This window comes from Ralstonia sp. R-29 (genome assembly GCF_049913345.1).
GTDB lineage: Bacteria > Pseudomonadota > Gammaproteobacteria > Burkholderiales > Burkholderiaceae > Ralstonia.
The window spans coordinates 1,173,008-1,199,246 of the sequence record NZ_CP184378.1 but is presented as its reverse complement, the minus strand read 5'-3'; the positions used below and the strand labels follow the sequence as shown (position 1 = coordinate 1,199,246).

Here is a 26,239-nt window from a genome sequence, read left to right as displayed (position 1 = left end):
CTTGCAACTCCCCATCTGTGCGATAGCGCTCTCTATAGATAGGCACGGGGCGCTTTGGGTCTGGTCGGTCGAGTATAGCCGAGGGGCTGCCGCCCAAGAAGCCGGCCCGGTGCCTCTTTTGGAGGGGGCGCCGGTGGGGAGCAACCCGGGGTGCCCGCCAGCCCAAACCGCCGCTCGCGCACAAATTTGTCAAGGCGACCCTAAACTTTCTCTGGAGGCCACCGATAACCTGAGTACAACGCAGACCTGATCCCCTTCAAGTTACAGGTCACGTTGCCCGGCCTAGCCGGAACGAGCAACCAATCGGGCAACAACGCCATCGGGAATCTTAGGAGCCGTCATGTCCCTCAGCCTTAATACCAACATCTCGTCCCTGCAAACGCAACAAGCACTGGGGGCATCGAAAGATGCACTGCAGACCTCGCTGCAACGTTTGTCGACCGGCCTGCGCGTGAACAGCGCAAAGGATGACGCCGCTGCTTACGCTGTGGCCTCCAGCCTGACGACCACGCTGAACTCGCAAACCCAGGGTATCCAGAACGCCAACAACGCACAGTCGTATCTGCAAACGGCCGACTCGTACCTGGGCCAGGTTGAAAACAACCTGCAACGTATGCGCCAACTGGCTGTGGAAGCCAACAACGGCGGTCTGTCGACCACCGACCAGGCCAACCTGGACAAGGAATACCAACAGCTGGCTACCGCCAACAAGAACATCGAGACCAACGCCAACTACAACGGCGCTAAGCTGTTCGACGGTTCGGTGACGTCCACGACGTTCCAGTACGGCCAAAACGCAGCGACCGACGCAGCAACCGTCACCAACGCCAACCTGGCCAGCTTCGGTACGCTGTCGGGCACGAGCGTGACGTCGACTTCCAACGCCACCGCAGCGCAGGCCAAGATCGACGCCGACCTGGCCAGCCTGAAGGCAGCACGTGCTGACCTGGGCGCGCAGCAAAGCGGTCTGACCTCGACCATCAACACGCTGACCTCGTCGAACACGGCGCTGTCGGCCGCCAAGTCGGTCATGATCGATACGGACTACGCGTCGGAAACGTCGAACATGACGCGTCAGAACATCCTGCAGCAAGCGGGTACGGCCATGCTGGCGCAAGCCAACTCGGCACCGAACAGCATCCTGAGCCTGCTGAAGGGCTAATCGGTAAGCTGGATGCAGCCTGGCCGCCTGGCGGTTGGGCCATAGGCCGGCGCTCTTCGGGGCGCCGGCCTTTTTCTTTTGTCGGATACCCCCTCTTCTTCGTGGGTGGCGTTCGCATAACGTGCCCTAAAGAAGCGGCAGCCAGTGCCGTTGTGTAGAGAGACTTCCGCTGGCGCAGACGCTTACTCGACCTGATCATGGCGACCACCACCACCTCTTCCACGAACGGCAGCTACGTTCCACCGATTTCAATTCCTGGCATCGGGACGAGCATCGACGTCAACTCGCTGGTCTCCAGCTTGATGAGCGTGGAAAGCCAGCCGCTGACGCAGCTGCAGACGCAGCAAACCTCGTACCAGACGCAGCTCTCGGCCGTGGGCACGCTCAAAAGCGCGCTATCGACCTTCCAGACTGCGCTGTCGAGCCTGACCAGTGCGTCGAACTACAGCGGCATGAAGGCGAGCGGCTACGACACTTCGGTGCTCAATGCATCGGTCGGCGGCTCAGCCAGGGCTGGGTCATACGCCGTCAATGTGACGCAGCTCGCTCAGTCGCAAGTGCTGGCCGCGCAAGGCCAGACCTCCACCACGGCGGCCATTGGCGGCGGGTCGTCCACGACGATCTCGTTTTCGTTCGGCTCGGTGTCTGGCGGCAGCTTTTCTGGTGGCAAATACACGGGTTCCACGTTCACGCAGAACGGCAACCTGGCGGGCGGCTCCATCACGATCGACTCGTCCAACAACACGCTGGCGGGCATCCGCGATGCCATCAACTCGGCCAACCTGGGTGTGTCGGCCAGCATCGTCAACGATGGCAGCGGCTCACCGTACCGCCTGGTGCTGACTTCCGCGGCCGGCGGGTCCAATTCGGAGATGAAAATCTCCGTGTCGGGCGATGCCACGCTGCAGTCGCTGCTCTCGCAGGACCCGGCCGGCACGCAGAACATGACCGAGGTGACCACGGGCCAGAACGCCCAGGCCACCATCAACGGCATCGCGGTGCAGAGCCCGACCAACACGTTGTCCAACGTGGTGGACGGCACGTCGTTCACGCTGGCCAAGACGGGCAGCACCACTGTGACGGTGGCCAACGACCCGACTGCCACCACCACAGCCGTCAACAACTTCGTGAACGGCTATAACGCGCTGCGCACGCAACTGAATACGCTGACCAACATCGACACCGCCAACAAGGCCAACAACGGCCCGTTGGCGGGCGATGTCAGCACCAAGACGCTCATCAACCAGATCACCGACGTGCTGGGCCAGGCGGTCGGCACAGGCAACTACCAGTCGCTGGGCAGCGTGGGCGTGACGATGAAATCTGACGGCACGCTGTCGGTCGACAGCTCCAAGCTGTCGGCCGCTATTGCCGCGTCGCCTAGCCAGGTCGCCGGGCTGTTTGCCGGCACGGGCTCGGCCACCGATTCGCTGGTGAGCGTGCCGACGTTCTCGGACACCACGCAGTCGGGCAGCTACGCCGTCAACGTGACGCAGCTGGCCACGCAGGGCTCACTGACGGGTTCGGCTGCGGCCAATACGACGATCACGGCCGGTGTGAACGACACGCTGGCGTTCACCATCAGCGGCATGGCCGTCAACGTGACGGTGCCGGCGGGCAGCTACAGCGCAACCAGCTTGGCCGCGCAGATCCAGAGCCAGATCAACGCGTCGACCACGCTGCAGAACGCCAAGGTCACCGCATCGGTGTCGGCCAATGCCAGCGGTGTGCTGAGTATTGCCGACAGCCAGTTTGGTTCGGTGTCGTCGGTGTCGGTGTCGGGCAATGGCGCTTCGTCGCTTTTTGGGGCGAGCCCCACGGCCACCGCTGGCGTGGATGTACAAGGCACGATCAATGGCGTGGCCGCAACCGGCTCGGGCCAGAACCTGTATGGCGCCACCGGCACCGCTGTCGACGGCCTGACGGTGAGCGTGACCGGCGGCGTGCTGGGCAGCCGCGGTACCGTCACGGTGCAGCGCGGGTATGCCGCACAGCTCAACACGGTGATGAGCGGCCTGCTCTCATCCACCGGCATGGTGCAGAACGAGACCGATTCGATCAACAACTCGCTCACCTCGCTTGCCAGCCAGATCACCAACATGCAATTGAAGTTGAGCAACAAGCAGGCGCTGTATTACACGCAATTCAACGCGTTGTCTTCAGCGGTGGCGAGCATGACGAATACCAGCAGTTACCTGACGACGCAGCTCGCGGCCATCGCCAAGCAGACTTCGAGCAGCAACTAAGTCAGGCTGCGTTTTAGAGCAACAACCCAAAATAAGACAGACTACAGCGAGGACCTTTTCCATGTACGCTGCACGCCGTGCCATCGGTGCCTATGCGCAAGTCGGTATCGAGACATCCGTGGTCGATGCCAACCCCCATCGTCTGATTGCCATGCTGTTTGAAGGCGCGCGCGCTGCCCTCAACGTGGCTGGTATCGCCATGGAGCGCGGCGACGTGCTGGCCAAGGTGCGCGCGATCGATAAGGCCATTTCGATCATCGGGCAGGGCCTGCAGGCGAGCCTCGATCACCAGCGCGGCGGCGACATCGCCGTGCAACTGAACACGCTGTATGACTACATGCTTCGCCGCCTGCTGGTGGCCAACGCCAACAACGATCCCGCCATCCTCGCCGAGGTAGACGGCCTGCTGGTACCGCTGCAGGACGCATGGCTGGCCATCGGCCAGAAGGGCCCGGCTGGTCAACCCGGCGCCGCCGTGGCAAACAGCCACCTGAGCGTGGTGAGCTGATAGCGTGGCGTTGAGTGAAGCGACCTTTGACTGAATTCGGCCCAACTGGAGCCAATATGCACCGGAACATCCCGATCAAGGACAGCGAAAGTCTGTTCATCTGCTACGAAGCCATCGCTCGCCTGACCGCTGAAATGGTCGGCGCGGCGGAAGTGGGTAACTGGGAAGTCGTCAGCACACTCGAACGCGAAAGCGCCGCCTATGTGGATGCGCTGCGCCGTTCCGAGCCGCATCCCACGCTGTCGCATGCCGACATCGAGCGCAAGCGCACGCTGCTCGTACGCATTCTGGAAGACGATGCTCGCGTTCGTGCGATGGTGTATCCGCGTCTGGAGCGCCTGCAAAAGCGCATCGACACGGCACGACGTGCCACCACCGCCAGCAACGCTTATGGCAGCATGGCGCGTTATTGAGACGGGTTGTTCTGCAGTTGTTTTGACAGCGTCAGGTAGTGCTCGGATTTGCGTGCGAGCGCCTGGCTCTGCATCTGATACACGATCGCCAGTTGCTGGGCGGCGAGGAAGCTGCCCCGGCCGATGACGCTACCGTCCATCTCCGGCTGATCGCCGATCTCCAGGCACCGGGTGAAGATCTGCTCCGCCAGCGGTAGCCACTGGGTGGCTGCTTCGTCGGGGTGCTTGGCCGCCGCATCCAGCAAGATCAATCCCAACGCAAAGCACAGATCTGGAAAGTCCGGCCACGTTTGGATGCCGGCATCCGCCTGGGCGAGGGCCTCTTCCATTCGGCCTGCCTTGCCCAGACTGTACACATAGCGCAGCGTCAGGTTGCGGCGGTACGGGGCGTCCTGCGGCGCCAAGTTGGCCGCACGAGTGTAGTAGTCCGCTGCCTTTGCGTAGTCCTCATGATGCAGCTCGGTTTCTTTCCCGAGCTGATACAGCACATACGGATCATCTGGCCGATGCGCCAGTTCATCGAGCAGTAGTTGCGTATTGCGCTCGCCTTTCTTTTGCATCTGGGCCGCGGTGTAACCGTCGTGACGGATCACGATCGGTACGCGTGCCGCCGGCAATGACGACACCGGCTGCTCGTGAATGCGCCCCGTGTAGTGCACGCCGCGCGGCAGCACCCGGGGGATCCACGCAATGAGTTGGCTGGCGGATTCCGGTGCATCGGTATCGTTCTTGACGCACACCACGCCTAGCGAGGGATTTGCACCCGCCAGCGTGCGCAGATATTCGCCGCCGCTTTCGAGCCATTCGTCCGCGTCGAGGATGAGGTTCCAGCCGGCATCGGCGGCTTGCAGCGCAGCGTTGCGTGCGGCGGAGAAATCGTTCGCCCAGGTCATGTGGCGCACGACTGCACCGCATGACTCGGCAATGGCAGCGGTGTCGTCGGTGGAACCCGTATCAAGCACCACCATGCGATCAACAAAGGGCTTGGCACTGAGCAGGCAGCGCGCGATGCAGGCGGCTTCGTTGCGGGCGATGACAACCAGGGCCAGATTGGCGGAAGTGGAGGACGCGCTCATTGGCGGTCGTCCGCCGCGGCGAGGGCGTCGAGCAGCTTGCGCAGGGTGTTGCGCGTGGCGCCAATTTCATCCAATTCCAGTGGAATCTTGCAGGCCAGCGCTTCCGGCACCTTCGCGGCACGCTCGCGCAGTGCGCGGCCAGCGTCGGTCAGTTCGATAACCACGCGGCGCTGGTCATCCGGATCGCGCGTGCGGGTGACCAACCCTTGTTCTTCCAGTCGCTTGAGGAGCGGCGTGAGCGTGCCCGTGTCGAGGTACAGCGTGCGGCCGAGATCGCCCACGGCGCAGGGCGCCTGCTGCCAGCAGGCCAGCATCACCAGGTATTGCGGGTAGGTGAGGCCCAACTCGTCGAGCAAGGGGCGGTAGAGGCGCGTCAGCAGGTGGCCGGCGGCATACAGGGGAAAGCAAAGCTGCTGATCGAGCGCCAGCACGTCGTTCACGGAAAACTCCCGGGGGGACGGTCTGGCGCCCGTGCGGCGAGTGCCGCATCGGCCTCAATGAGGCTCAGCGCGTGACCGTGTTCAATTGGACGTCAATATTGCCACGGACGGCATGCGAATAGGGGCATACGCCATGTGCGGCGGCTACAAGCGCTTCTGCCGTCGCCTGATCTACGCCGCCCAGGGTTGCCGCCAGCGATACGGTCAGCGCAAACCCGCCGTCCTCACGCGGGCCGATGCCCACCGTGGCCGTGACCGACGTCGAAGCCAGCTTGATCTGCTTGCCGCGGGCGACATGCAGCACGGCGTTCTCAAAGCACGCCGCATAGCCGGCGGCAAACAGTTGCTCGGGATTGGTCGCGGCACCGCCTGCGCCGCCGAGTTCGCGGGGCAGCGAGAGCGGCAGGTCCAGCGTGCCGTCTGCACTGCGAACATGGCCGGCACGGCCGCCTTCTGCGGTGACTTGGGTTTGGTAGAGCGTCTTCATGGTCCGGTCCTCTTGTGTCGGAAGCCCGGTCGGCGACATGTCGGCCGGGGGTCATCAAAAAACGATGATGCAATAATATTGTGTGCAATATAAATTGCAAGGGAAATTTCCGGGACACGGAACGACGCAAGTCGCCCCGGGCGGAGCCGGGGGTGAACCAGGTGGCGTCAGATCGACATGCTCATGATGCTTTGGTACGCCGAGACCAGTTTGTTGCGCACCTGCACGGCGGTCTGCATGTCGATGTTGGCCTTCTGCAGCGAGAGCATCACGTCGTGCAGGTCGACGTCGTTGTTGCCCATCTCAAAACTGCGAGAGATGGACTCGGCTTTCTGCTGAGATGCGTCGACACGATCCAGCGACGACTTGAGCACCGAGCCGAAGTCGACGCTGGGTTTGCCGGTTCCACCGCTGGCGGTGCTGCTTCCAACAGTGGACGGCGCCAGCACGCTGTTCATCAGCGAGACCACGGAATTGGCGTTGGAGAGATCCATGTGAATGTGACTCAGGGAAATTTAGCGAGCGTTTCGAGTTCAGACACGAAGCAGACTTCGTGGCCTGCCGGCACTCGGATGTCCATCGGGATCGGCGTGACCACGATGGTGTGGTGCGGAATGGCGTCGTCGTCGTCCAGCACCAGGAACTCCGTTCCGGCAAAGCCTTGCGCGTGGTGGAAGATCTGCAGCGGCGCGCGGCGCAGGGTGGCGTACTTGGGCTGCTCGGGCTTGAACGGGTCGAGCTTGGTCAGGTATTCGAACGCGGCGTTGACGCGGTACAGGTCGTAATGCGCGGGCAGGTCGGCCACTTCACCCAGTGCGCGGACGCGGTTGGCGATGTAGTAGTTGTCGATCCAGTTGCCGCCTTCATGCGTGCGCAGACGCAGCGCCACCTTCATGCGCGCGAGTACGAACTGGTTGATGGCGTTCAGCCACTCCGGTCGCTCGGCGGCCGGCACAGTGTGCGAGAACTTGCCGAACAGGTATTCCAGGCCGCCGCGATAGCGGTCCCATGCGTATTTCACTTCTTCGTTGCCGGCCTGTGCGCGGGTCTCGTCGGCAAAGTAGCGCGTGACCGAACGGTAGAACGGTGTCTTGCTGAAGTACACGGCACTGGAGCCGAGCATTTCCGCCGCGTGCACGAAGGCGTAGAACGCGTGCTCCGGCGCGCTGAAATAGATGCGGTTCATCACCTCGCGACGCGCGATGTAGATCTCCGGAAACAGGTGATGCGACAGTACCAGCGCCAGCAGCTTGGCATAGTCATGCTGCTCGATGAGGTAGTTGTCGTCCTGGCGGTAGAAGGCGGTCACATCTTCGCGCGATGGCAGATCATGGATGAGCCATGGCGCGAAGATGACATCCACGCCCGGGTTACGCTCGAAAATGTCGATGTTGTTGCTGATCTCGGCCAGGATCGGCAGGTCGTCGTCGGCGTGGTAGAGCACGTACTTGCCCTGCGCGCTGCGATAGAGCTGGTTCAGGTTCTCGGCCGATCCCAGGTTGGACGGGCGGCGGAAATACCGGATGTTCAGCTTGTCCTGATACTTGGCCACCACCGCTTCGGTATTGTCGGTCGAGCAGTTGTCGCCGATCAGCAATTCGTAGCTGAACTTCAGCTCGCCAATCTGCGAGACGAGTTCTGCGAGCAGATTGTCGAGGTAGCGGGCGCGGTTGTAGGTCGGGATGCAGACGCTCAAGGCAACCTGCTGGACGGCCTCAGCCTGCATGGCGGGCATGATGGGGGCCACATCTTGCGGCGCTTCGGTTTGGATCGCTTCGATTTCACTCATTGGATGAACTCGCGCCAGTTGAGGGTCTGAGGGCTCACGTACTGCTTGCCTGCCGGACCTTGATTGGCAATCAGATCCAGGCTGCTGACGAAGGGGGTGAACGCACCATGCAATTGCCCATACGGCCGCATGGCGTAGTTCATGTATTCAACGGTGATGCCGTGCTGCTCGAACTCGGCATGGGCCAGGTAGTTCTTGGCGCCGTGCCCGGTGATGTAGGTGTCGCCCTGCAGCTTCTGCACGATGGCCAGCACGCGGTCGGTGTTGCGGCCAGGGATGTCCAGCTCGGGCGCATCGACAAACTTGCGGTCCAGCTCGATGCCCAGGTAGCGGCAGACCGCGCGCATGGAGGCCAGTGCAAGCGCCCCCATGTTCGTGTAGTCCACCTCGTACACCGAGCGCACCAGGGCCAGCATGTCGCCGGCATAGGGCGCTGCCTCGTAGGCCTGTTCCAGCATGCGCAGATGCTGCGCGCGCCAGTCGACGTTGCTGGCGGGTTTGACTTCATCAATGCGCGCGCCGAGGTGGAATTTCTCCAGCGGCACCGTCATCCACCGCGTGCCGGTTGGCTCCTTGATCTGCACGCGGTTGGTGAAGCTGCCCTTGGAGAACTGCACGTCGGCGTAGTTGACGAGCACGTCCGCCAGTTCGATCTGCTCGAGCAGGCCGACCCACGGGAACAGCATCGGTTGTGTGATCACGACCTTCATGACGTCAGCATCCGCTCCATGAGGACAACGTCGTGCCAGCGGTTGTCTTGCAGGTAGTGCGCGTTCAACGTGCCGACGTGCCGGAAGTCGAGCTTTTCGTACAGCGCGATGGCGCGTGTGTTCTCGGCCAGCACTTCCAGTGTGATCTTGCGCAGGCACAGCGTTTCGCTGGCGTAGGCAAACGCGGCTTCGCATGCAGCACGCCCATGGCCCTGGCCTTGCGCGGACGAAGCCAGGCAGATACCCAGCGACGCATGCCGGTTGACCGCGTCGATGTGGTTCAGTTGGAGGTAACCCAGCACGCTGTCATCCGCCTGGCTGGCGATGATGAAGAGCACCACCTCACTTTGCTTCGATTTGCCCATCAGCCAGTCGCGCACGCTGGCCGCGGAGTTCGGCCGCGGACGCGTCATCAACTGAAGCTGCGTCGGCACATCGTTGCGCAGCGGCAGCAGTTGCGGGATGTCGCTCTCGCGCCATTCCCGAAGCATGAGGTTGCCGCGCGCAATCATGGCTGGAAGCGGAAGTAGCGGAAGCGGTTCGGATACGCGGCTTCCACGGTGTGCCGCACTTCGTCGGCAATCACTGGGTTGACGGCCAGATACACCACCTCGACCTCGTCCGGAATGCTGTCCAGCGCAACGACCGGCTTGCCTGCCAGAGACGACCCTTGCAGGTACGGGTTCTGGTCAACAAACGCGCGCAACGCATGCGGCTGTTGCAGATTGTTGGCGGTATAGGCGCCGTAGAATCCGGCTCCGTAGATCACCGCCGGTGCGCCGCCGTGCTGCGTTTCAAAGTCCGTCAGGTGGCTGGAGGCTTGCTGCCAGAAGCGGGCGAGCCGGGTGGCTGCGCTCTGCGTATCTGCCAATTCCTGTGCATCCAGCATCGGTGCGACTTTGCTGTCGCCAGGACGACGCACAGCCGTGACGACGAACGCGCCGCGATGGCTCTGTGCATCGGCTTCTAGCAGATCAAACCCGTGGTTGGCCAGCAGCGTCTGCAGCGACGTGTGCGTGAAGTGGTTAACGTGATCCGCCACCAGAAAATCCACCGAATTGGTGAACGTGTTCGGCACGATGGCGTACAGCCGGCCGCCGTCACGCAGCAGGCCGTGGATGTTGCGCAGTGCGGTCGTCAGGTCGGGAATGTGCTCCAGCGAGAAGAACGAGCTGACCACATCGAACGAACGTTGCCACGCCGCCGGGATGGTGTACGTGGCCCATTGCTCGGGGCTGAGGAATTTCTCCCAGAAGCCGACGTAGCGGTCGCTGATGTCGAACAGGTGGACGCTCACATCCGGCCGCTGCTGTTTGAGCAGGCGCATGGTCGCGCTCTTCGCGCAGCCGAAGTCGACCACGCGGGCGCCCTCATGTAGCGCCCCCTGCAGCAGCAGCTTTTTCTGGAAGAGGGTGACCTGGTGATCGGCGCGGAAAATCTTCTGGCCGTTCTCGACTGCGTAGATCTGGTCTTCTTCCTCGCTGCCCACGAGGATGTCGTATTCGGTGTCGTAGAAGCTGCCGTTGTCACACAGCTCGACGGTCTGAATGTGGCCGCACGCGGCACAGCAGAACACCTCGAGCGTGCCTTCCATGGCGCGGCGTAGCGATGACAGCGCGCTTTGCGGGGCGTGGTAAATCGGCTCTGGCAGCGGTTGCTGGCAGACATTGCAAGGCAGTGCACCTGTAGTCATGGTCAGGCTTCCACAGAAAGTTCGGGATGGACGGTACGGAAGTCGACGCCATTGGCGTATGAACCCTTCCAGCCGTGCGAGCGCCCGGTCGGCTCGCAGAAATTGAAATAGCGGAATTGCATCGACCACCGCGAACGCTGGCTCGTGTTGTGGCCAGATGCATGCAGCACTAGGAAGTCCACCATCACCAGATCACCCGGCTTGGTCAGCGGCTGCACGTGCGGATAGCGTGCGAGGTAGCTCGCCTCATCCTTGATCAGCAGTGCATAAGCGCCTTGCTTGCCGGCGTTGTCCGGGTCGGCGCTGAACACAGGCAGCGGTCCTTCCACGTGCGAACCGGGGCAGAACTCGACAGGGCCGATCTCGGTCGTGATCTCCACCAGCGGGCTCCAGAACACCACACCGTCCAAGCTGCGCAGCTGGGCCGGATATTCCTGATGCCAGTTGGCGCGAAATTTCTCTTCACGCGGGTTGTCGATGCGGATGCCGGAGCCGGCGTGCGCAATGCCCGGCAGCGCGCCGGGGCGTACGTCGGTCACCAGGTGTTCATGGCGCGGATCGCCCAGCAGGCGCACAAACGCCGGGATCTGCTTGACCGCGTCGTACACCTCGGCGCCGTATTTGCGATTGGCCTTGATGACTGCCTGGTAGCCGTCGTCAAAGCGTTCCGGTGCAAACGGCGCGCGCGCGATGTCGAGCCGGTACTTGTCGATGACGAGACCGATGATGTCGTAGATCGCGCGCTGAATCGGCACCACCTGATCCGGCGCATAGAAGTCACGCAGGATCAGCAGGCCGTCGCGCTGGAAGGTCTCAATCTGATCGGGGGTCAGGATGCCAGGCATGTCTGCTTCTCCTGATGCTCTTGCACAAGATCGAGCACCACTTGCGACACCGTGTCGATGTCTGCGCTCGACATGTCGTGATACGACGGCAGATTGATGGCGCGCTCGGCAATTGCATAGCTGTTGGGCGTATTGCCTCGTGCGTCACCAAAGAGGCCCATCTGGCTCAGCGGATAGAAGAACACGCGTGCATCGATGCCGCGGCGCGAGAACGCGGTCAGCAGCCCATCGCGCGTGATGCCCAGTGCCTCGTCAAACACGACGGTGGGCATCCAGTAACTGTTGAGCGTGCCGGGTGCCTCAGGGTTGAGCGCGAGGCCGGCCACGCCCCCCAGATGCTGCTGGTATGCCGCGAAGATCTCGCGCTTGCGTTCAACCAGTGTGTCGATCCGCTCAAGCTGCGCACAGCCGATGGCAGCCTGGATATTCGAAATCCGGTACTTGAAGCCGATGAAGTCTGACCAGAACTGCTTGCCGCCCGGCACGCGGCCGTGGTTGTTCAGCGTCATCACGCGGTCGTACAGCGCGCGGTCGTTGGTGATGAACATGCCGCCTTCGCCGGTCGTCATGGTCTTCGTGCCATGGAACGAGAACGTGCCGAAGATGCCCTGTGCGCCCGTGGCGTGCCCATGCCAGCGCGAGCCCAGCGCCTCGGCTGCGTCTTCGATGACGGGAATGCCGTGGCGCTTGCCGATCTCCAGCAACTGGTCCATGTCGCACAGGTTGCCGTAGAGGTGCGTGGCGATGATGGCCTTGGTGCGCGGCGTGATGGCCGCTTCCGCGCGCGCCGGGTCAATGCACCACGTGTCGGGCAGGATGTCGACAAACACGGGCGTGGCGCCCACATAGGTGATGGGCGAGGCCGTGGCGATCCAGTTGGTATCTGCCAGGATCACCTCATCGCCCGCGCCGATGCCAAGTGCGGCCAGGCCCATGTGCATGGCGCCGGTGCAGCTGGAGGTGGCAATGGCGTACTGCGTGCCGGCAAACTCGGCAAACTGCTTCTCAAAGCGGTTGATGTAGGCGTAGCACTGGTCGCCCCAGCCGTTACGTGCGGCGTCGGTGGCGTATTCGACCTCCAGCTCGGTGATCGACGGCTTGGAATACAGAATCTTCTGGGTCATGGCTGTTCCTGCAGTTCAGGATGCGGGGCCGGCAAGACAATCCCCGTGAACGCGTTGGTCAGCGGCGGATGGTTGCGGTCCCGGTCGGAGCATTCGGTGATGGCGAGCGGCCAGGCAATGTCGAGGCGGCCGTCGGTCGGATTGATGCCGTCTTCAGCGGCTTGGGCGTACGGCGTCGAGGTCAGGTACAGCAGCTCGCAATCGTCTTCCAGCGTCTGGAAGCCGTGAGCAAAACCTTTCGGCACCAGCAGGCTGTTGTGGCGCTCGGCGGAAAGCTCTACCGCATGCCACTGCAAAAACGTCGGTGAGCCGGCGCGCAGGTCGACTGCCACATCGAACACGCGGCCGCGCACACAGCTCACCAGCTTGATCTCGGCATGCGGCGGATATTGGAAGTGCAGCCCGCGCACTGTGCCGCGCTTGCCGGAATACGAGTGGTTCATCTGCGCGACCGGGCTGTCGAAGCCGGCAGCGGCCAGGTCTTCTGCGCAGAAGAAGCGCGTGAAGTAGCCGCGGTGGTCGCCGATGATCTTCCGGTCGATTTCCACCGCGCCGGCCAGCGGAGTCGGCGTCAGGGTGAAGCGGCTCATGCGGCGCTCCAAGATGTGGCGGTCGATGCAGTTGCGGTGAACTTGTCGATCTGCTGGTCGCACAGCGTGCGGGCATCCGCCGTCTTGTCATGCAGATGCCGGTACCAGGCGGCCGTGTGTTCCAGCGCGGTTTCAAACGACCACGCTGTCTGCCAGCCTAGCTGTTGCCGGGCCCGGCTGGCGTCAAGGTGGAGCATGCCTGCTTCGTGACGGCCGGTCGTGGCGTTGGCGTCCAGTTGCCAGATCAGCGCGGGCCAATGTTTCTGCAACCCTTGCAAGACCTGTTCGACCGTGCGCGTGGCAGCGCTATCCGGGCCGAAATTCCAGGCGGTAGCGCACGATGCATCACCGGCCAGCAGGCGCTGGGCGAGCATCAGATAGCCGTGCAGGCAATCCAGCACGTGCTGCCATGGCCGCGTTGCGTGCGGCGAGCGAATGATCAGGGGGGTACCGGCACGCATGGCGCGCTCGGCATCGGGGATGAGCCGGTCTTCCGACCAGTCGCCGCCGCCAATGACGTTGCCCGCGCGACCGGTGGCCAGCAACGGGCCATTGGCGAAGAATGCGCGGCGGTAACTCGCGACCACCAGTTCGGCGCACGCCTTGGAGGCACTGTACGGGTCATGGCCGCCCAGCGCGTCGGTTTCGCGGTAGCCCCAGGCCCACTCGCGGTTGTCGTAGCACTTGTCGGTTGTGGCGATCACGATGGCCGAGAGGCCGCTGCAGGCGCGCGCGGCTTCCAGCACGTTCACCGTGCCCATCACGTTGGTGGCGTAGGTGCCGGTCGGGTCCTTGTACGAGGCACGCACCAGTGGTTGGGCCGCCAAGTGGAAGACCACGTCGGGCCGCGCGGCGGCCATGGCTTCGCGCAGGGCCTCCGCATCACGGATGTCGCCCAGCGTATGACCGGCCAATGCGGATTCCACGTCGGCAGACGTGAACAGATTCGGGGTCGTCTCCGGGGCCAGGCTGTAGCCGTAGACTTCCGCGCCAAGCTGGCGCAGCCACAGCGCCAGCCAGCTTCCCTTGAAGCCAGTGTGCCCGGTCAGGAAGACGCGCTTGCCGGCCCAGGCGGTGGGGTGCAGCGTCACCACTTTTTCCATGGTGCACTCCCCGATTGCCACAGGGCTTCCAGGCTGTTCTTGTCGCGCAGCGTGTCCATCGGCTGCCAGAAGCCGTGGTGTTCAAACGTATTCAGTTCGCCCATCTCGGCCAGGCGCGACATCGGTGCGCCTTCCCAGGGGGTGTCTTCGCTGGCGATGTATTCGATAACGGACGGGTTCAGCACAAAGAAGCCGCCGTTGATCCAGGTGCCACCATCGCCGGGCGGTTTCTCGGTAAAGCCGGTCACGCTGTTGCCATCGCGCTGGAGCATGCCGTAGCGGCCCGGCGGCTGCACGGCCGTCACCGTGGCCATCTTGCCGTGTTCGCGATGGAAGGCGATCTTGCTGGTGATGTCGATGTCGGACACGCCGTCGCCGTAGGTGAAGCAGAACGGCTCGTTCGGGTCCAGATAGGCGGCCACGCGCTTCAGACGCCCGCCGGTCTGCGATTGTTCGCCGGTGTCGACCAGGGTGATGCGCCAGGGCTCGGCGTGGCGCTCGTGCACGGTCACTTCGTTCTTCGACATGTCGAACGTCACGTCCGACATGTGCAGGAAGTAGTTAGCGAAGTACTCCTTGATCACGTAGCCCTTGTAACCCAGGCAGATGATGAAATCGTTGATGCCGTGGGCAGAGTAGATCTTCATGATGTGCCAGAGGATCGGGCGGCCACCGATCTCGATCATGGGCTTCGGGCGGAGGTGCGATTCCTCGCTGATCCGTGTCCCGAGGCCCCCGGCCAGGATGACTGTCTTCATGATTGCGTACTCATGCAGCGACCGCGTTCGCGCCGGCGTTCTGTTGCTGCATCTGCCGTGCGATATCGGAATAGTGGTTCGACTTGATGGCCAGCGTGTCGGCCAGGGCGCGGTAGGTCAGCGCCAGGTACTTTGCGGCGGCAAAGCTGCCGCGTCCGAACACGGCGGCGTCCAGTTTGGGCTGCTCGCCAATCTCCAGGCATTTCAGGAAGGCGTTTTCCGCCATCGGCAGCCATTGCTTCTCGGCCTGGGCGGGGTCTTGCGCGGCGGCCTCGAACATCAGGTGGCCGAGCATGTAGAAGTAGTCGGGCGAGCCGGACCACTCCTCCATCCATTCACCAGCCTGGGTGATGGCCGCATCCAGTTGCTTCGATTTGGACAGGCACGCCAGTAGGCAGATGCACAGATCGTGGCGATAGGGCGCTTCCTTGGGCGCCTTCGTCAGGGCGCGCTGGTAGTGCGCGGCGGCCTGGGCCGGGTCTTTCTGGTTGATCTCGAAATCCTTGCCCATCTGGTAGAGCACGTACGGGTCATCCGGATGCGCGGCCAGTTCCAGTTGCAGCAGGGTGTGGTTGCGCCCGCGCTTCTTATCCAGCTTGGCGTTCATGTAGCCGTCGTGGCCGATCACCAGCGGTAGGCGCACGCGCTGCAGATTGGCACTGGGCTGCTCGTGGATGCGCCCCTTGTAGCGCACGCCGCGCGGCAGCAGGCGGGCAATCCAGCTGTTGGAATGCTCTACGTGGCCCGAGATGTCGTATTCACTGCGGATGCACACCACGCCCAGCAGCGGGCCGTAGGTGCAGGCGTCGCGCAGTTCTTCGGTGCCGGCCTCGATCCACTCATCGGCATCGAGCATCAGGTTCCAGTCCGCATTGGCGGCGGCCAGCGCAGCATTGCGGGCGGCGGAAAAATCATCCACCCATTTGAAATGATGGACCTGCGCCCCGCATGCCTTGGCAATCGCCACGGTGTCGTCGGTGGAACCCGTGTCCAGCACGATCATCCGGTCGACATGCGGCTTGGCGCTCAACAGGCAGCGCTCGATGCAGGCGGCCTCATTGCGGGCGATGACCACCAACGCGATATCAGACCGGGCACGGTGTTTGGCGTGTTTGGACATGCGGGCTTCCAGAAAAAAACGACAGCGCGAGTTGCCCGATCCGTCAGATCGACATGCTCATGATGCTTTGGTAAGCAGACACCAACTTGTTGCGCACCTGCACGGCCGTCTGCATATCGATGTTGGCCTTCTGCAGCGAAAGCATCACATCGTGCAGATCCACGTCGTTGTTGCCCATTTCAAAGCTGCGCGAGATGGATTCGGCTTTTTGCTGCGAGGCGTCCACCCGATCGAGTGACGATTTGAGCACCGAGCCGAAATCCACGCTGACCTTGGTGTCGGCGCCACCGGCGCTGCCGCCGATGCCACCAGCGCCACCAAGGGGGCTCGACGGGGCCAGCACGCTGTTCATGAGCGACACCACCGAATTGGCGTTCGTAATATCCATGTGTGACAGAAACTCCACTTTTGCGTTGTGACGCGCCGGCCGGCACTTTGGCCCCCGTTTAGGGGATAGCCGAAGCCGGTCTGGCGCCACGGTGCTGCAAAGGTAGCCGCCCGCCCGCCGGTTCCAAGCGCCCAAAAGAGCGGGAAAAGGCCCTCTTCTTGCCGATTTGCTTGCCGACCCGCTGCCGATAATGGCAACCACGGAGCCATGCCCGCTTTCCGGGTTCGGGGCTCAAGCAACGCAGTCAGTCAGGAGATTTGGGATGCCAACGACAGCCGATTCGGTTGCTGTCGCCGACACGCTCGGTACGGTGGATATGCCGGCGGTAGGCCAGGGCGCGGTCGTGCGCCAGAACACGGGAGCCGCTGGTGCATTCGGTGCGCTGGGCCCGTTCGGCCGTCTGTCGCCGCGTCTGCTCATGATGATCGGCGCAGCCGCCTTGGTGGCCGTGATCGCTGCCGCCACGCTATGGAGCCGGGGGCCGGATTACCGTGTCCTGTTCAGCAACGTGAGCGACGCTGACGGCGGCGCCATCATCGCTGCCCTGCAGCAGATGAACGTGCCGTATCGCTTTGCCGACGGCGGCACGGCCATCATGGTGCCGGAAGCCAATGTGCACGAAACCCGCCTGAAGCTGGCGTCGCAAGGGCTGCCCAAGGGCGGCCTGGCCGGCTTCGAGCTGATGGAAAACCAGAAATTCGGCACCAGCCAGTTTGCCGAACAGGTCAATTACCAGCGCGCCCTGGAAGGCGAACTGGCCCGCACCATCCAGGCCATGCAGGAGGTGCAGTCCGCCCGCGTGCATCTGGCGCTGTCCAAACCGTCGGTGTTCGTGCGCGAGCAGGCCAAGCCCAGCGCTTCGGTGCTGCTGACGCTGTATCCGGGCCGCATGCTCGATCGCTCGCAGGTGCAGGCCATTGGCCACCTGGTGTCGAGCAGCGTGCCGAACCTGCCGCTGGCCAACGTGACGGTGGTGGACCAATCCGGCCGTCTGCTGTCGTCGTCGTTCCAGGACAACGCTTCGGGCCTGGACCCGACGCAACTGAACTACGTGCGCGAAGTCGAGCAGGGCTATATCAAGCGCATTGAAGCCATCCTCGGCCCCGTGGTGGGCGAAGACAACGTGCGCGCCCAAGTGACGGCCGACGTTGACCTCGACAACACCGAGCAGATGGCCGAGACGTACCGTCCAAACCAGGACCCGGCCAACGCCGCCGTGCGCAGCACGCACACCGCAGAAGCCATGCAGAACAAGGCCGACGCCCAGGGTGGCGTGCCGGGCGCGCTGTCCAACCAGCCGCCGACCGCGCCGCGCATGCTGCCGACCGCACCGGCACCGGCTTCGCAACCGGCTGCAACAGGCCCGAACGGCCAGCCGCAACAACCGGCCGCCGCTGCCAGCACAAACGGTGCGACGTCTAACGGCGCCACATCCAGCACCCGCGATACCACCACCAACTACGAAGTCGACAAGACCGTGCGCCGCACGCGCGCTGCGGTGGGTACCGTGCGCCGCCTGTCGGTGGCCGTGGTGGTCAACTACCGCGCTGACGGCAAGGCCTGGAAGCCGCTGTCCGACGCCGACATGACCAAGCTCAACGCGCTGGTGAAGGACGCCGTGGGCTTTGATGCCAAGCGTGGCGACTCCGTGAACGTGGTCAACAGCCAGTTCTCGGGCACGCTGCCGGTGGCCAAGGACGACCTGCCGCTGTGGAAGCAGCCGGAGATGATTCAGTACGCCATCCAGGCGGCCAAGTACCTGGCGCTGGCGGTGGGCTTCCTGATCCTGGTGTTTGGGGTGCTGCGCCCGCTGATCCGCTCGATGGGCAAGAAGGCGGACCCGCAGTCGACCACCGGAGCCACCTTCGTGGGCCGCGAAGGCGACGACCCGAACGCGCCCATCATCACCGGCGCCGCAGCGTCGGCCGGGCCGGAACTGGAAGGCCCGATGTCCGGGGCTGGCCCCGCTGTGGGCGGCGCCGACGAAGAACTGCCGGACGCCTTGCCGCAACTCAAGAACAACGACTTCGAGAAGAAGCTCGAAACCATGCGCCGTGTGGCGCAGAGCAACCCGCGCGCCGTCGCGGCCGTCATCAAGCAATGGGTGAATAACGAATGAGCGCCGAAGGACTCCAACGCAGCGCCATCCTGATGATGTCGCTGGGCGAAAGCGAAGCTGCCGAGGTGCTCAAGCACCTGGGCCCGCGCGAAGTGCAGAAGCTGGGCGCCACCATGGCCGCGCTCAAGAACGTGTCGCGCGAGCGCGTGCTCGACGCCTTTGACGCCTTCTTTGTCGAAGCCGAAGACCTGCCGCTGGACGTGGATTCCAACGAGTACATCCGTACCGTGTTCCGCAAGGCACTCGGCGACGATCGTGCTGCCAACATCATCGACAGGATCCTCTCGGGCGGCGACACCAGCGGCATCGAAGGCCTCAAGTGGATGGATGCATCGTCGGTGGCCGAACTGATCCGCAACGAGCACCCGCAGATCATCGCCACCATCCTGGTCCACCTGGACCGCGATCAGGCTTCGGAAATCCTGACCTATTTCACCGAGCGTCTGCGCAACGACACCATCCTGCGTATCGCCACGCTCGACGGCATTCAGCCGAGCGCCCTGCGCGAGCTGAACGACGTGCTGACCAAGCTGCTGCAAGGCAACGACCACCGCAAGAAGAGCGCGATGGGCGGTGTGCTCACAGCAGCGGAAATCCTCAACCTGGTACCGAGCGCCGTGGAGTCCTCCGTTATCGAGGGCGTGCGTTCGCGCGATCCGGAACTGGCCGACGCCATCGTCGAGAAGATGTTCGTGTTCGACAACCTGATCGACCTGGACGGCCGTGCACTGCAGACGCTGCTGCGCGAAGTCAGCCAGGAAGTGCTGGTGGTGGCGCTCAAGGGTGCCAAGCAGGAGTTCCGCGACAAGGTGTTCGCCAACATGTCGCAGCGTGCCGGCACGATGCTCAAGGAAGAGCTGGAAGTGCTGGGCCCCGTCAAGGTGTCGGAAGTCGAAGCGCAGCAGAAGGAAATCCTGGTGGTGGCACGTCGCTTGGCCGACGAAGGCGAAATCACCATCGGCCGCAAGGCGGAGGACGCGTATGTCTGACCGCACCGGCCGCATTGCTGTAGTGGAGCGCTGAGATGCCGCGCCCGCCGATCATCCCGCGCGACACGCTGGTCGAATACCGGCCGTGGGAGCCGACAGATTTCGTGCGCGAAGCTGCGCTGGCCGCGGCTGCCGCTGCACCGCCCCCGCCGCCGCCCGAAGTGGAACCCGAAGAGCCGCCGATTTCCGAAGAGGAATGGCAGGCCGCGCTGGACGCCGAACTGGCCAACGCCCGTGACCAAGGCCGCCGCGATGGTTTTGCACAAGGCTTTCAGGACGGCTTTGAACAAGGCCGCCGCCAGGGTGAAGAAGAATCGAGGCAAATCGCCGCGCTCATGCAGTCCGTGCGTGATGCGGTGGACCAACTGAACGGCAGCGTTGCTGAAGAACTGGTGGACTTGGCGCTACAGCTGGCGCAGCAGTTTTTGCACGGCGCGCTGCATGCGCAGCCCGAGCGCATTCTGCCGCTCGTGCGCGAGGTGCTGGGCGATGCCCCCACCGCACCGGCGCCCGCCATGCTGCGCGTGCATGCGGACGATGCCGAGTTGATCCGCCAGATGCTGGGTGCCGAGTTGGCCGCCGCCGGCTGGACCCTGGTCGTCGATGCCGCCATCGAACGCGGTGGCTGCCGTGTACAAACCCGCTTTGGCGAAACCGATGCCACGCTGCCGACGCGCTGGGCCGAACTGACCCGCGCGCTGGGCCGCGATACCGCATGGATTGCCAGCGAACGCTCGGAAGCCGAGCGCGTGGCAGGAGGAGCGCTCCATGTCGCTTGAGACCGTGCAGCCGTCCGCGCAGGGCGCCGCCAGCAACCCCAACGTGCGTCTGTGGCAAGCCCACTTGCAGCAGACCGCCAAGCGTGCGCGTCTGGCGCGTCCGGTGGTGACGTGCGGCAAGCTCACCCGCGTGGCTGGCCTGGTCATGGAAGCCGTGGGCCTGAAGCTGCCGGTGGGGAGTGCTTGCCGTGTCGAGCTGCCGCATGGCCGCCACGTACTGGCTGAAGTGGTGGGCTTTGCCGAAGAGCGCGCCTTCCTGATGCCGCAGACGGACCTGGTGGGCGTCGTGCCCGGCGCGCGCGTGTTCCCCCTGGAGCCGCAACACCTGCCGGCCGATGCAGCCGACCCGACGATTTCACACAGCAAGTTCCTGCCCGTGGGGCCGCGCCTGCTGGGCCGCGTGGTGGATGCCAACGGCGAGCCGCTCGACGGCAAGGGGCCGCTGGGCACGCACGACGAACTCGCCTGGGGCTCGCTCAGCCCCGCGCCGCTGAACCCGCTCAAGCGCAAGCCGATCGAGCACGTGCTCGACGTGGGCGTGCGCGCTATCAACGGTTTGCTGACGGTGGGCCAAGGCCAGCGCCTGGGCCTGTTTGCTGGCTCCGGCGTCGGTAAGAGCGTGCTGCTGGGCATGATGGCCCGCTACACGCAGGCCGACGTGGTAGTGGTTGGCCTGATCGGCGAGCGCGGCCGCGAAGTGAAGGAATTCATCGACGAGATCCTCGGCGAGGAAGGGCTTGCGCGTTCGGCCGTGGTGGCCGCGCCGGCCGACAATTCGCCGCTCATGCGCCTGCAGGGCGCCGCTTACGCCCACACCATTGCGGAGTACTTCCGCGATCGTGGCTGCAATGTGCTGCTGATTGTCGATTCGCTCACACGCTATGCGATGGCGCAGCGCGAGATCGCCTTGGCCATCGGCGAGCCGCCCGCTACGAAGGGGTATCCGCCCTCGGCGTTTGCCAAGCTGCCGGCGCTGGTCGAACGTGCCGGCAACGGCATGGTGGATGCGAGCGGCCGCGGCGGCTCCATCACCGCGTTCTACACCGTGCTGGCCGAAGGCGATGACCAGCAAGATCCGATTGCCGATGCGGCGCGCGCGATTCTGGACGGCCACTTTGTGCTCTCGCGCAAGCTGGCCGAGCAGGGGCACTACCCCGCCATTGATATTGAGCAGTCGATCAGCCGCGTGATGTCGGCCATCGTGCCGCGCGAGCAGTTGGACACCGCGCGCCGCTTTAAGCAGCTCTATGCCCGCTACCAGCGCAACCGTGACCTGATTGCCGTGGGCGCCTACGCACGCGGCAGCGACCCGATGACCGACCAGGCCATCGCCCGCTACCCCGACATGGAAGCGTTTTTGCAGCAGGGCATGTTTGAAAACGAAAGCCGCGAGCACACGCTCGAAAAGATGAACGCAGTGCTGGCTTGACAGTATGAAAACGCAAGGGTGGCCGAGGCCGGATGCTAAAGCCGCGCAGTTTGCGACCGATTGGTTGATGTAACGGGAAACTGGAGGGTCTCGCATGACCACCATGAACAAGCCGTTCCGCCTCGAAACCGTGCTGGAACTGGCCCAGAAGGACACCGAGAAAGCCACGCAGGAAGTCGGCCGCCTGATGAACACGCGCGAGGCCGCCACGCAAAAGCTGGCGCTGCTGTCCGACTACCGCAACAACTACCACCAGCAGATGCTGGCGACCGCCGGTGACGGCATTGATGTCACGCGCCTGCGCAACTACGCGGCCTTCATCGACCGCCTGGGCAACGCCGTGCACCAGCAGAAGGGCACCATCAACGCCCTGGAAAACCAGCTTGCCGCCAGCCGTGCCAACTGGCTAGAGAAACAACGCCGCGAACAGTCGTTCGACATCCTGCGCCAGCGCCATATTGAAGAGCAGCGCCTGGACCAGGAGCGCCGCGCCCAGCGCGAAAACGACGAGCACGCCGCCAAGGTGATCCGCATGCGTGCGGCCCAGAGCGGCAATTGAATTGAACACGAACGCAGAACGCCAAGACGGAGTTACCGTGGGTTTGAGTGCCACCCCCAATGCTGCCCAAAGCACCGCTGCGAAAGACCTGAGCGGCATGCTTTCAGCCAGCAACACCGCTGCTGACAAGACGCAAGCGACATCGTCCGGTACCGATACGTTCGGTAACCTGCTGTCGGATCGCCTGCAACAGGACCGCGCCGTGCAAGACGCCGCGAGCCGCCGCGCAGATGCGCACTCCACGGCCAACGATGCCGCCGGCCGCCGCGCAGATATCGCCCGAAAGGACGCTGCCCGCGCCCACGCCGCCCGCAACGACCAGAACACCAAACCCGCCGATGCCAACGCGTCGACTCAGCCTGCAGCGCCCGCCGCTAGCACGCCAGACGTGGCCAACGCCAAACCGGCCCAGCCGGCAGACGCCAAGGACCTCGATGCCGCAGCGGCCCAGGCTGTCGTAGACCCTGCCGCACAACTGGCGGCCCAGATCGAAGCCGCGCGCCAGGCTGCACAGCAGGCGGCCGCGACCGTGCTGCCGCAGCAGCCCGCCACCCCATCGAACACCGACACCGCCATCGCGCAACCAGCCGGCAAATCGACTGCAACCGATGCCGCAACGCTGGCCGCACTGAACGCCGCCGCTGCCACCACCGCTGGTACGCAGGGCACGACTGACGCCGCTGCAACCTTGGCACAAGCCGGCCAAGCCGCACTGCAAGCCGCCAAGGATGGGAAGGACGCCAAGGCAATCGCCGGTGCAGCGAGCACCACCAACACGCCAACGCCGCCGGCTACGGCGCTGCCTGACAGCGCGTCGCTGGCGCAGACCCTCGCGCGCTCGCGTGCTGCGGCCGACAACACGCCGCCCACGGTGCGGCAACTCGGCAGCACGTCGCAAACGCAAGGCGCCAGTGGCGAGCACGGCCTGCCCAAGCGGGCCGAAGCGAATACGCACAGCACCGTCACGCAAACCGCCACCGCGGCCATGGCCGATGCCACCAGTCAGGCGGGCAATGGCGGCAACGCCGGCACGCACGCTGATGCGCAAAACGCGGGCACGCAGTTCCAAGGCATGCTGGCGCGCGCCAATGGCGATGCCAGCATGGCGGCGCCGACCTTTGCTGTCGGCAATGCCGGAGCAACGGGCGCAGCAGCCACCACCATCACGCCAGCACAGATTCACACGCTTCCCACCCTGGGTGATGCCGCGTGGCCGCACAGCATGGCCAGCCAGCTCGCCTTCATGCAGGTGCATCGCCAATCGTCGGCCGAACTGCAGTTGAACCCGGCCGAGCTGGGTGGGCTGCACGTCAAGCTGGATGTCGACAACGGTGCGGTCAACGCCAGCTTTGTCTGCCAGCACCAAGCGGTGGCGGAACTCGTGCAAGACGCCATGCCACGTTTGCGCGATGCCATGCAGCAAGGCGGCATGCAACTCGCACAAACCTCGGTCAGCACGGGCGATTTCAGCCAGCAGCAGAACGCATCGCAAGGTTCGTCTGCGCAAGGCAATGGCGGTGGCAATGGTGCCAACGGCGGTGGCCGCTTTGGTGGCAGTGCACAAGGCCGCGCGGATACCGGCACCGTGGCGGTGACGCCGCAACGCGCCTCCAGCCACGATGGCGCCATCGACACGTTTGCTTGATGGGCTGCCATGATGCGCACCCCGAAGGGAGGGGGTGCCTAAAGTTTGGCTAAGGCCAGTCGTTAATTGTTGGGAGTGCCGTCATAACGGCCAGCCGCAAGGCGACGAAAGCAGCGAGAAGGACGGGAAGTAACGCAAACGTAACCGCATGCAGCACGCGGCAACGTTGTGATGAATAACAAGGGGGTCAAGTCCGACTGGCGAAGACGGGATCAAACGGGGATCACTTCGCCACATCCGCCTTCGGGTGGATGCCAACGGACCGATGCGGCGTGTCCGAGCCGGGGGGCTGGCGCACCGCATGTTTGCCGTACTTACGGGAAAGCGCACTGAGAAGTGCGCTTTTTGTTTTTGGAGCGCTGCAAATTCAGGCGCGAGCCTCGGCGGCTTGCAGCGTGGCCGGCGATACCGGCACCACGTGCTCCACGCCATAGCCGCGCGCGACCCACGCATCGATACCGCCATGCAGCGGACGCACGCGCTTGAAGCCGCGGCTCACCAGCGTGCGCGCCACCATCACGGCTGATGCCTCGTTGGGGCAGGCGCAGTAGATGATGATCTCGCGGTCGGGGCCGTCGATATCGAGCGCGCTGTCCTTGCCCTTGCTCGACATGTCGTACAGCACCGCACCGGGAATGCGTTGCGGCTGCACTTGGCGCGAGCTGTCCGCACGCACGTCGATGATGACCGGCGCCGCGCCCGATTCGATCAGCGCGTGCAATTCATCGGGCGAGATCCGCACCATCTCCAGCATCTTGCGAAAGCGCCAGCGCTGCAGCCAGCGCGCGGTCACATACACCGCAGCCAGCAGCACGATCAAGGCGACCGCGCGCGTACCGAGTTCGTCAAGCTGGCGCAGCGCCTGATCGATGCCGTCGTGCGCCATGCGCCCGAGCATCAGCCAGATCGCCGCCCACAGCGCTGAACCGCCCAGGTTGTACAAGACGAACGTGCTGAACGGCGTACGCATGGTGCCCAGCAACGCTGAAGACACCGTCGACAGCCCTGGCACGAATTTGGAAATCAGCAGCAGCGGTGCACCCCAGCGCTCGAACTGCGTACGCGTGCGTCGCACGCAGGAATCGGGCGACAGCGACACCCGGCACAGCAGCGCCATCACGTGCCGGCCATAGCGCTTGCCGGCCAGATACCACAGGCCATCGCCGATGAGCGCACCGGTGATGGCGGCCGGCAGCAATTCCATGAAATACAGCGGGCCACTCAGCGTGAGTGCGCCGCCCACCAGCAGTGTCGGCACAGCGGGCAGCGGTGCGCCCGCTTGCGTCAGCAGCACATTGAGGAAGACGGCAAACGCGCCATATTCGGCGAGCAGGGGAAACAGATCGTGCATGAGGGAGGGGCGAGAGGCGGCGCGCAAATGTGTCTGCCAAGTTACCGCATTCCGGCGTCGCCCGATACCCATGCCAGCGTGTCGTTGGGGGTGACGTGCGCATCATGTGGAATTGGCGTGACAATAGGCGTTTTCTTATCCGTGCTCCTTGCCATGTCTTCCGCAATGCCCACTGATATTTCCGTTTCCAAGCACGACGCGGGTGCCATTGGCATCCGCCCCGCCACGCTGGCTGACCTGCCGGCCATTGTCGCCATCTACACGCACCATGTGCGCACCGGCACCGCCAGCTTTGAAACGGAGCCGCCCGATCTGGCTGAGATGACGCGTCGCTTTCAAACGCTGCAAGACGCCGGCATGCCCTACGTGGTGGCTGAAGCCGACGGCAAGCTGCTCGGCTATGCCTATGCCGGCCCACACCGTGCTCGGCCCGCTTATCGCAATACGGTGGAAGATTCGATCTACCTCGACACCGCAGCACAAGGGCGGGGCGTCGGCACGATGCTGCTGCAAACCCTCATCCGCGAATGCCAGGCGCGTGGCTTCAAGCAGATGGTGGCGGTGGTGGGCGGCGGGCATGAGAACCCGGGCTCGGCCAAGCTGCACGCGCGCTGCGGGTTTCGCGAAGTGGGCGTGCTGGAGAAGGTCGGTTACAAGTTTGACCGCTGGCTGGATTGTTTGTTGATGCAGAGGTCGTTGTGAGGTGGGACAACGCGCCGCATTGAAAGGCTGGGAGGTTCCACGCCTTGCGCGTGGCTTCAAGTATTCGGTTCAGTGTTTCGGTCTCAGTCATTCCGTTGGCGTTAGGTTGCTGGTGTGCCCCGATGCGCACCAGACAAGCCAGCATATTAGATGTTTCTAACCTTATCGTCAAGAATTATCTAACTCTTGGCGTTTAGAATGTTGCGAGCCGCGA

General features: G+C 63.9%; 27 protein-coding genes. 11 read left to right on the top strand and 16 right to left on the bottom strand.

Annotation, left to right across the window (positions count from 1 at the left end):
• The first annotated feature begins 340 nt into the window (after positions 1–340).
• The 4 genes from ACN9M1_RS22575 to ACN9M1_RS22560 all read left to right on the top strand — a co-directional run bounded on the left by ACN9M1_RS22575 (position 341) and on the right by ACN9M1_RS22560 (position 4,329).
• Positions 341–1,162: a flagellin gene (locus ACN9M1_RS22575; RefSeq protein ID WP_426399077.1), complete on the top strand. Its 822-nt coding sequence runs from the start codon at positions 341–343 to the stop codon at positions 1,160–1,162.
• Between the two features lie 197 nt (positions 1,163–1,359).
• Positions 1,360–3,408 carry a flagellar filament capping protein FliD gene (gene fliD / locus ACN9M1_RS22570; protein ID WP_426399076.1) on the top strand — a complete coding sequence of 683 codons (2,049 nt, stop codon included), beginning with the start codon at positions 1,360–1,362 and terminating at the stop codon, positions 3,406–3,408.
• Positions 3,409–3,469: 61 nt separating this feature from the next.
• Positions 3,470–3,916 carry a flagellar export chaperone FliS gene (fliS, locus tag ACN9M1_RS22565; RefSeq protein WP_426399075.1) on the top strand — a complete coding sequence of 149 codons (447 nt, stop codon included), beginning with the start codon at positions 3,470–3,472 and terminating at the stop codon, positions 3,914–3,916.
• 56 nt (positions 3,917–3,972) lie between these two features.
• Positions 3,973–4,329, top strand: coding sequence for a flagellar protein FliT (locus ACN9M1_RS22560; RefSeq protein ID WP_426399074.1), 357 nt, complete (start codon positions 3,973–3,975; stop codon positions 4,327–4,329).
• On the opposite strand, the gene ACN9M1_RS22555 is transcribed toward ACN9M1_RS22560, so the two are convergent.
• From ACN9M1_RS22555 to fliE (ACN9M1_RS22485), 15 genes are all read right to left on the bottom strand, one after another.
• Entirely contained in the window at positions 4,323–5,405 is a 1,083-nt protein-coding gene (locus ACN9M1_RS22555; protein ID WP_426399073.1) for a glycosyltransferase, read from the bottom strand. The two genes, ACN9M1_RS22560 and ACN9M1_RS22555, sit on opposite strands and share 7 nt — an antisense overlap.
• Entirely contained in the window at positions 5,402–5,845 is a 444-nt protein-coding gene (locus ACN9M1_RS22550; protein ID WP_426399072.1) for a MarR family winged helix-turn-helix transcriptional regulator, read from the bottom strand. The genes ACN9M1_RS22555 and ACN9M1_RS22550 overlap by 4 nt, the downstream gene beginning before the upstream one ends.
• 64 nt (positions 5,846–5,909) lie before the next feature.
• Positions 5,910–6,332, bottom strand: coding sequence for an organic hydroperoxide resistance protein (locus ACN9M1_RS22545; protein WP_045203491.1), 423 nt, complete (start codon positions 6,330–6,332; stop codon positions 5,910–5,912).
• 167 nt (positions 6,333–6,499) lie between these two features.
• The gene (gene fliE / locus ACN9M1_RS22540) at positions 6,500–6,826 is read right to left on the bottom strand and encodes a flagellar hook-basal body complex protein FliE (RefSeq protein WP_426399071.1); all 327 of its coding nucleotides are present in this window, start codon (positions 6,824–6,826) and stop codon (positions 6,500–6,502) included.
• An 11-nt stretch (positions 6,827–6,837) separates the two neighbouring features.
• The gene (locus ACN9M1_RS22535; RefSeq protein ID WP_426399070.1) at positions 6,838–8,121 is read right to left on the bottom strand and encodes a glycosyltransferase family 2 protein; all 1,284 of its coding nucleotides are present in this window, start codon (positions 8,119–8,121) and stop codon (positions 6,838–6,840) included.
• Complete coding sequence (locus tag ACN9M1_RS22530; RefSeq protein ID WP_426399069.1) at positions 8,118–8,831, bottom strand: WbqC family protein; 714 nt, start codon at positions 8,829–8,831, stop codon at positions 8,118–8,120. Before ACN9M1_RS22530 ends, ACN9M1_RS22535 begins: the two co-directional genes overlap by 4 nt.
• Positions 8,828–9,322, bottom strand: coding sequence for a GNAT family N-acetyltransferase (locus ACN9M1_RS22525; RefSeq protein ID WP_426399068.1), 495 nt, complete (start codon positions 9,320–9,322; stop codon positions 8,828–8,830). The genes ACN9M1_RS22530 and ACN9M1_RS22525 overlap by 4 nt, the downstream gene beginning before the upstream one ends.
• Positions 9,323–9,339: 17 nt before the next feature.
• The gene (locus ACN9M1_RS22520) at positions 9,340–10,524 is read right to left on the bottom strand and encodes a class I SAM-dependent methyltransferase (RefSeq protein ID WP_426399067.1); all 1,185 of its coding nucleotides are present in this window, start codon (positions 10,522–10,524) and stop codon (positions 9,340–9,342) included.
• A 2-nt stretch (positions 10,525–10,526) separates the two neighbouring features.
• Positions 10,527–11,369: a phytanoyl-CoA dioxygenase family protein gene (locus tag ACN9M1_RS22515; RefSeq protein WP_426399066.1), complete on the bottom strand. Its 843-nt coding sequence runs from the start codon at positions 11,367–11,369 to the stop codon at positions 10,527–10,529.
• Positions 11,354–12,493, bottom strand: coding sequence for a DegT/DnrJ/EryC1/StrS family aminotransferase (locus ACN9M1_RS22510; protein ID WP_426399065.1), 1,140 nt, complete (start codon positions 12,491–12,493; stop codon positions 11,354–11,356). Before ACN9M1_RS22510 ends, ACN9M1_RS22515 begins: the two co-directional genes overlap by 16 nt.
• Positions 12,490–13,083, bottom strand: a complete 594-nt coding sequence (gene rfbC / locus ACN9M1_RS22505; RefSeq protein WP_426399064.1) for a dTDP-4-dehydrorhamnose 3,5-epimerase — start codon at positions 13,081–13,083, stop codon at positions 12,490–12,492. The genes ACN9M1_RS22510 and rfbC overlap by 4 nt, the downstream gene beginning before the upstream one ends.
• A complete protein-coding gene (gene rfbG, locus ACN9M1_RS22500) occupies positions 13,080–14,186 on the bottom strand; it encodes a CDP-glucose 4,6-dehydratase (protein ID WP_426399063.1) in 1,107 nt (368 codons plus the stop codon). The genes rfbC and rfbG overlap by 4 nt, the downstream gene beginning before the upstream one ends.
• A complete protein-coding gene (gene rfbF, locus ACN9M1_RS22495) occupies positions 14,171–14,944 on the bottom strand; it encodes a glucose-1-phosphate cytidylyltransferase (RefSeq protein WP_426399062.1) in 774 nt (257 codons plus the stop codon). Before rfbF ends, rfbG begins: the two co-directional genes overlap by 16 nt.
• 10 nt (positions 14,945–14,954) lie before the next feature.
• Positions 14,955–16,064, bottom strand: a complete 1,110-nt coding sequence (locus ACN9M1_RS22490; RefSeq protein WP_426399061.1) for a glycosyltransferase — start codon at positions 16,062–16,064, stop codon at positions 14,955–14,957.
• Between the two features lie 43 nt (positions 16,065–16,107).
• Positions 16,108–16,452 (bottom strand): flagellar hook-basal body complex protein FliE, encoded by a 345-nt coding sequence (fliE, locus tag ACN9M1_RS22485; protein ID WP_426399060.1) that lies wholly within the window; start codon positions 16,450–16,452, stop codon positions 16,108–16,110.
• 262 nt (positions 16,453–16,714) lie between these two features.
• On the opposite strand from fliE (ACN9M1_RS22485), the gene fliF reads away from it, so the two are divergent.
• From fliF to ACN9M1_RS22455, 6 genes are all read left to right on the top strand, one after another.
• On the top strand, positions 16,715–18,571 hold the full coding sequence (gene fliF / locus ACN9M1_RS22480) for a flagellar basal-body MS-ring/collar protein FliF (protein ID WP_426399059.1): 1,857 nt from the start codon (positions 16,715–16,717) through the stop codon (positions 18,569–18,571).
• The gene (fliG, locus tag ACN9M1_RS22475; protein ID WP_366170289.1) at positions 18,568–19,560 is read left to right on the top strand and encodes a flagellar motor switch protein FliG; all 993 of its coding nucleotides are present in this window, start codon (positions 18,568–18,570) and stop codon (positions 19,558–19,560) included. The genes fliF and fliG overlap by 4 nt, the downstream gene beginning before the upstream one ends.
• 35 nt (positions 19,561–19,595) lie before the next feature.
• Positions 19,596–20,339, top strand: a complete 744-nt coding sequence (gene fliH, locus ACN9M1_RS22470) for a flagellar assembly protein FliH (RefSeq protein ID WP_426399058.1) — start codon at positions 19,596–19,598, stop codon at positions 20,337–20,339.
• Complete coding sequence (gene fliI, locus ACN9M1_RS22465; protein ID WP_426399057.1) at positions 20,329–21,768, top strand: flagellar protein export ATPase FliI; 1,440 nt, start codon at positions 20,329–20,331, stop codon at positions 21,766–21,768. Before fliH ends, fliI begins: the two co-directional genes overlap by 11 nt.
• A gap of 94 nt (positions 21,769–21,862) precedes the next feature.
• Positions 21,863–22,327 (top strand): flagellar export protein FliJ, encoded by a 465-nt coding sequence (gene fliJ, locus ACN9M1_RS22460; RefSeq protein ID WP_426399056.1) that lies wholly within the window; start codon positions 21,863–21,865, stop codon positions 22,325–22,327.
• Between the two features lie 37 nt (positions 22,328–22,364).
• A complete protein-coding gene (locus tag ACN9M1_RS22455; protein WP_426399055.1) occupies positions 22,365–23,972 on the top strand; it encodes a flagellar hook-length control protein FliK in 1,608 nt (535 codons plus the stop codon).
• Between the two features lie 367 nt (positions 23,973–24,339).
• On the opposite strand, the gene ACN9M1_RS22450 is transcribed toward ACN9M1_RS22455, so the two are convergent.
• Positions 24,340–25,323 carry a DedA family protein/thiosulfate sulfurtransferase GlpE gene (locus ACN9M1_RS22450; RefSeq protein ID WP_426399054.1) on the bottom strand — a complete coding sequence of 328 codons (984 nt, stop codon included), beginning with the start codon at positions 25,321–25,323 and terminating at the stop codon, positions 24,340–24,342.
• Between the two features lie 153 nt (positions 25,324–25,476).
• On the opposite strand from ACN9M1_RS22450, the gene ACN9M1_RS22445 reads away from it, so the two are divergent.
• The gene (locus tag ACN9M1_RS22445; RefSeq protein ID WP_426399053.1) at positions 25,477–26,025 is read left to right on the top strand and encodes a GNAT family N-acetyltransferase; all 549 of its coding nucleotides are present in this window, start codon (positions 25,477–25,479) and stop codon (positions 26,023–26,025) included.
• Positions 26,026–26,239: the final 214 nt, after the last annotated feature.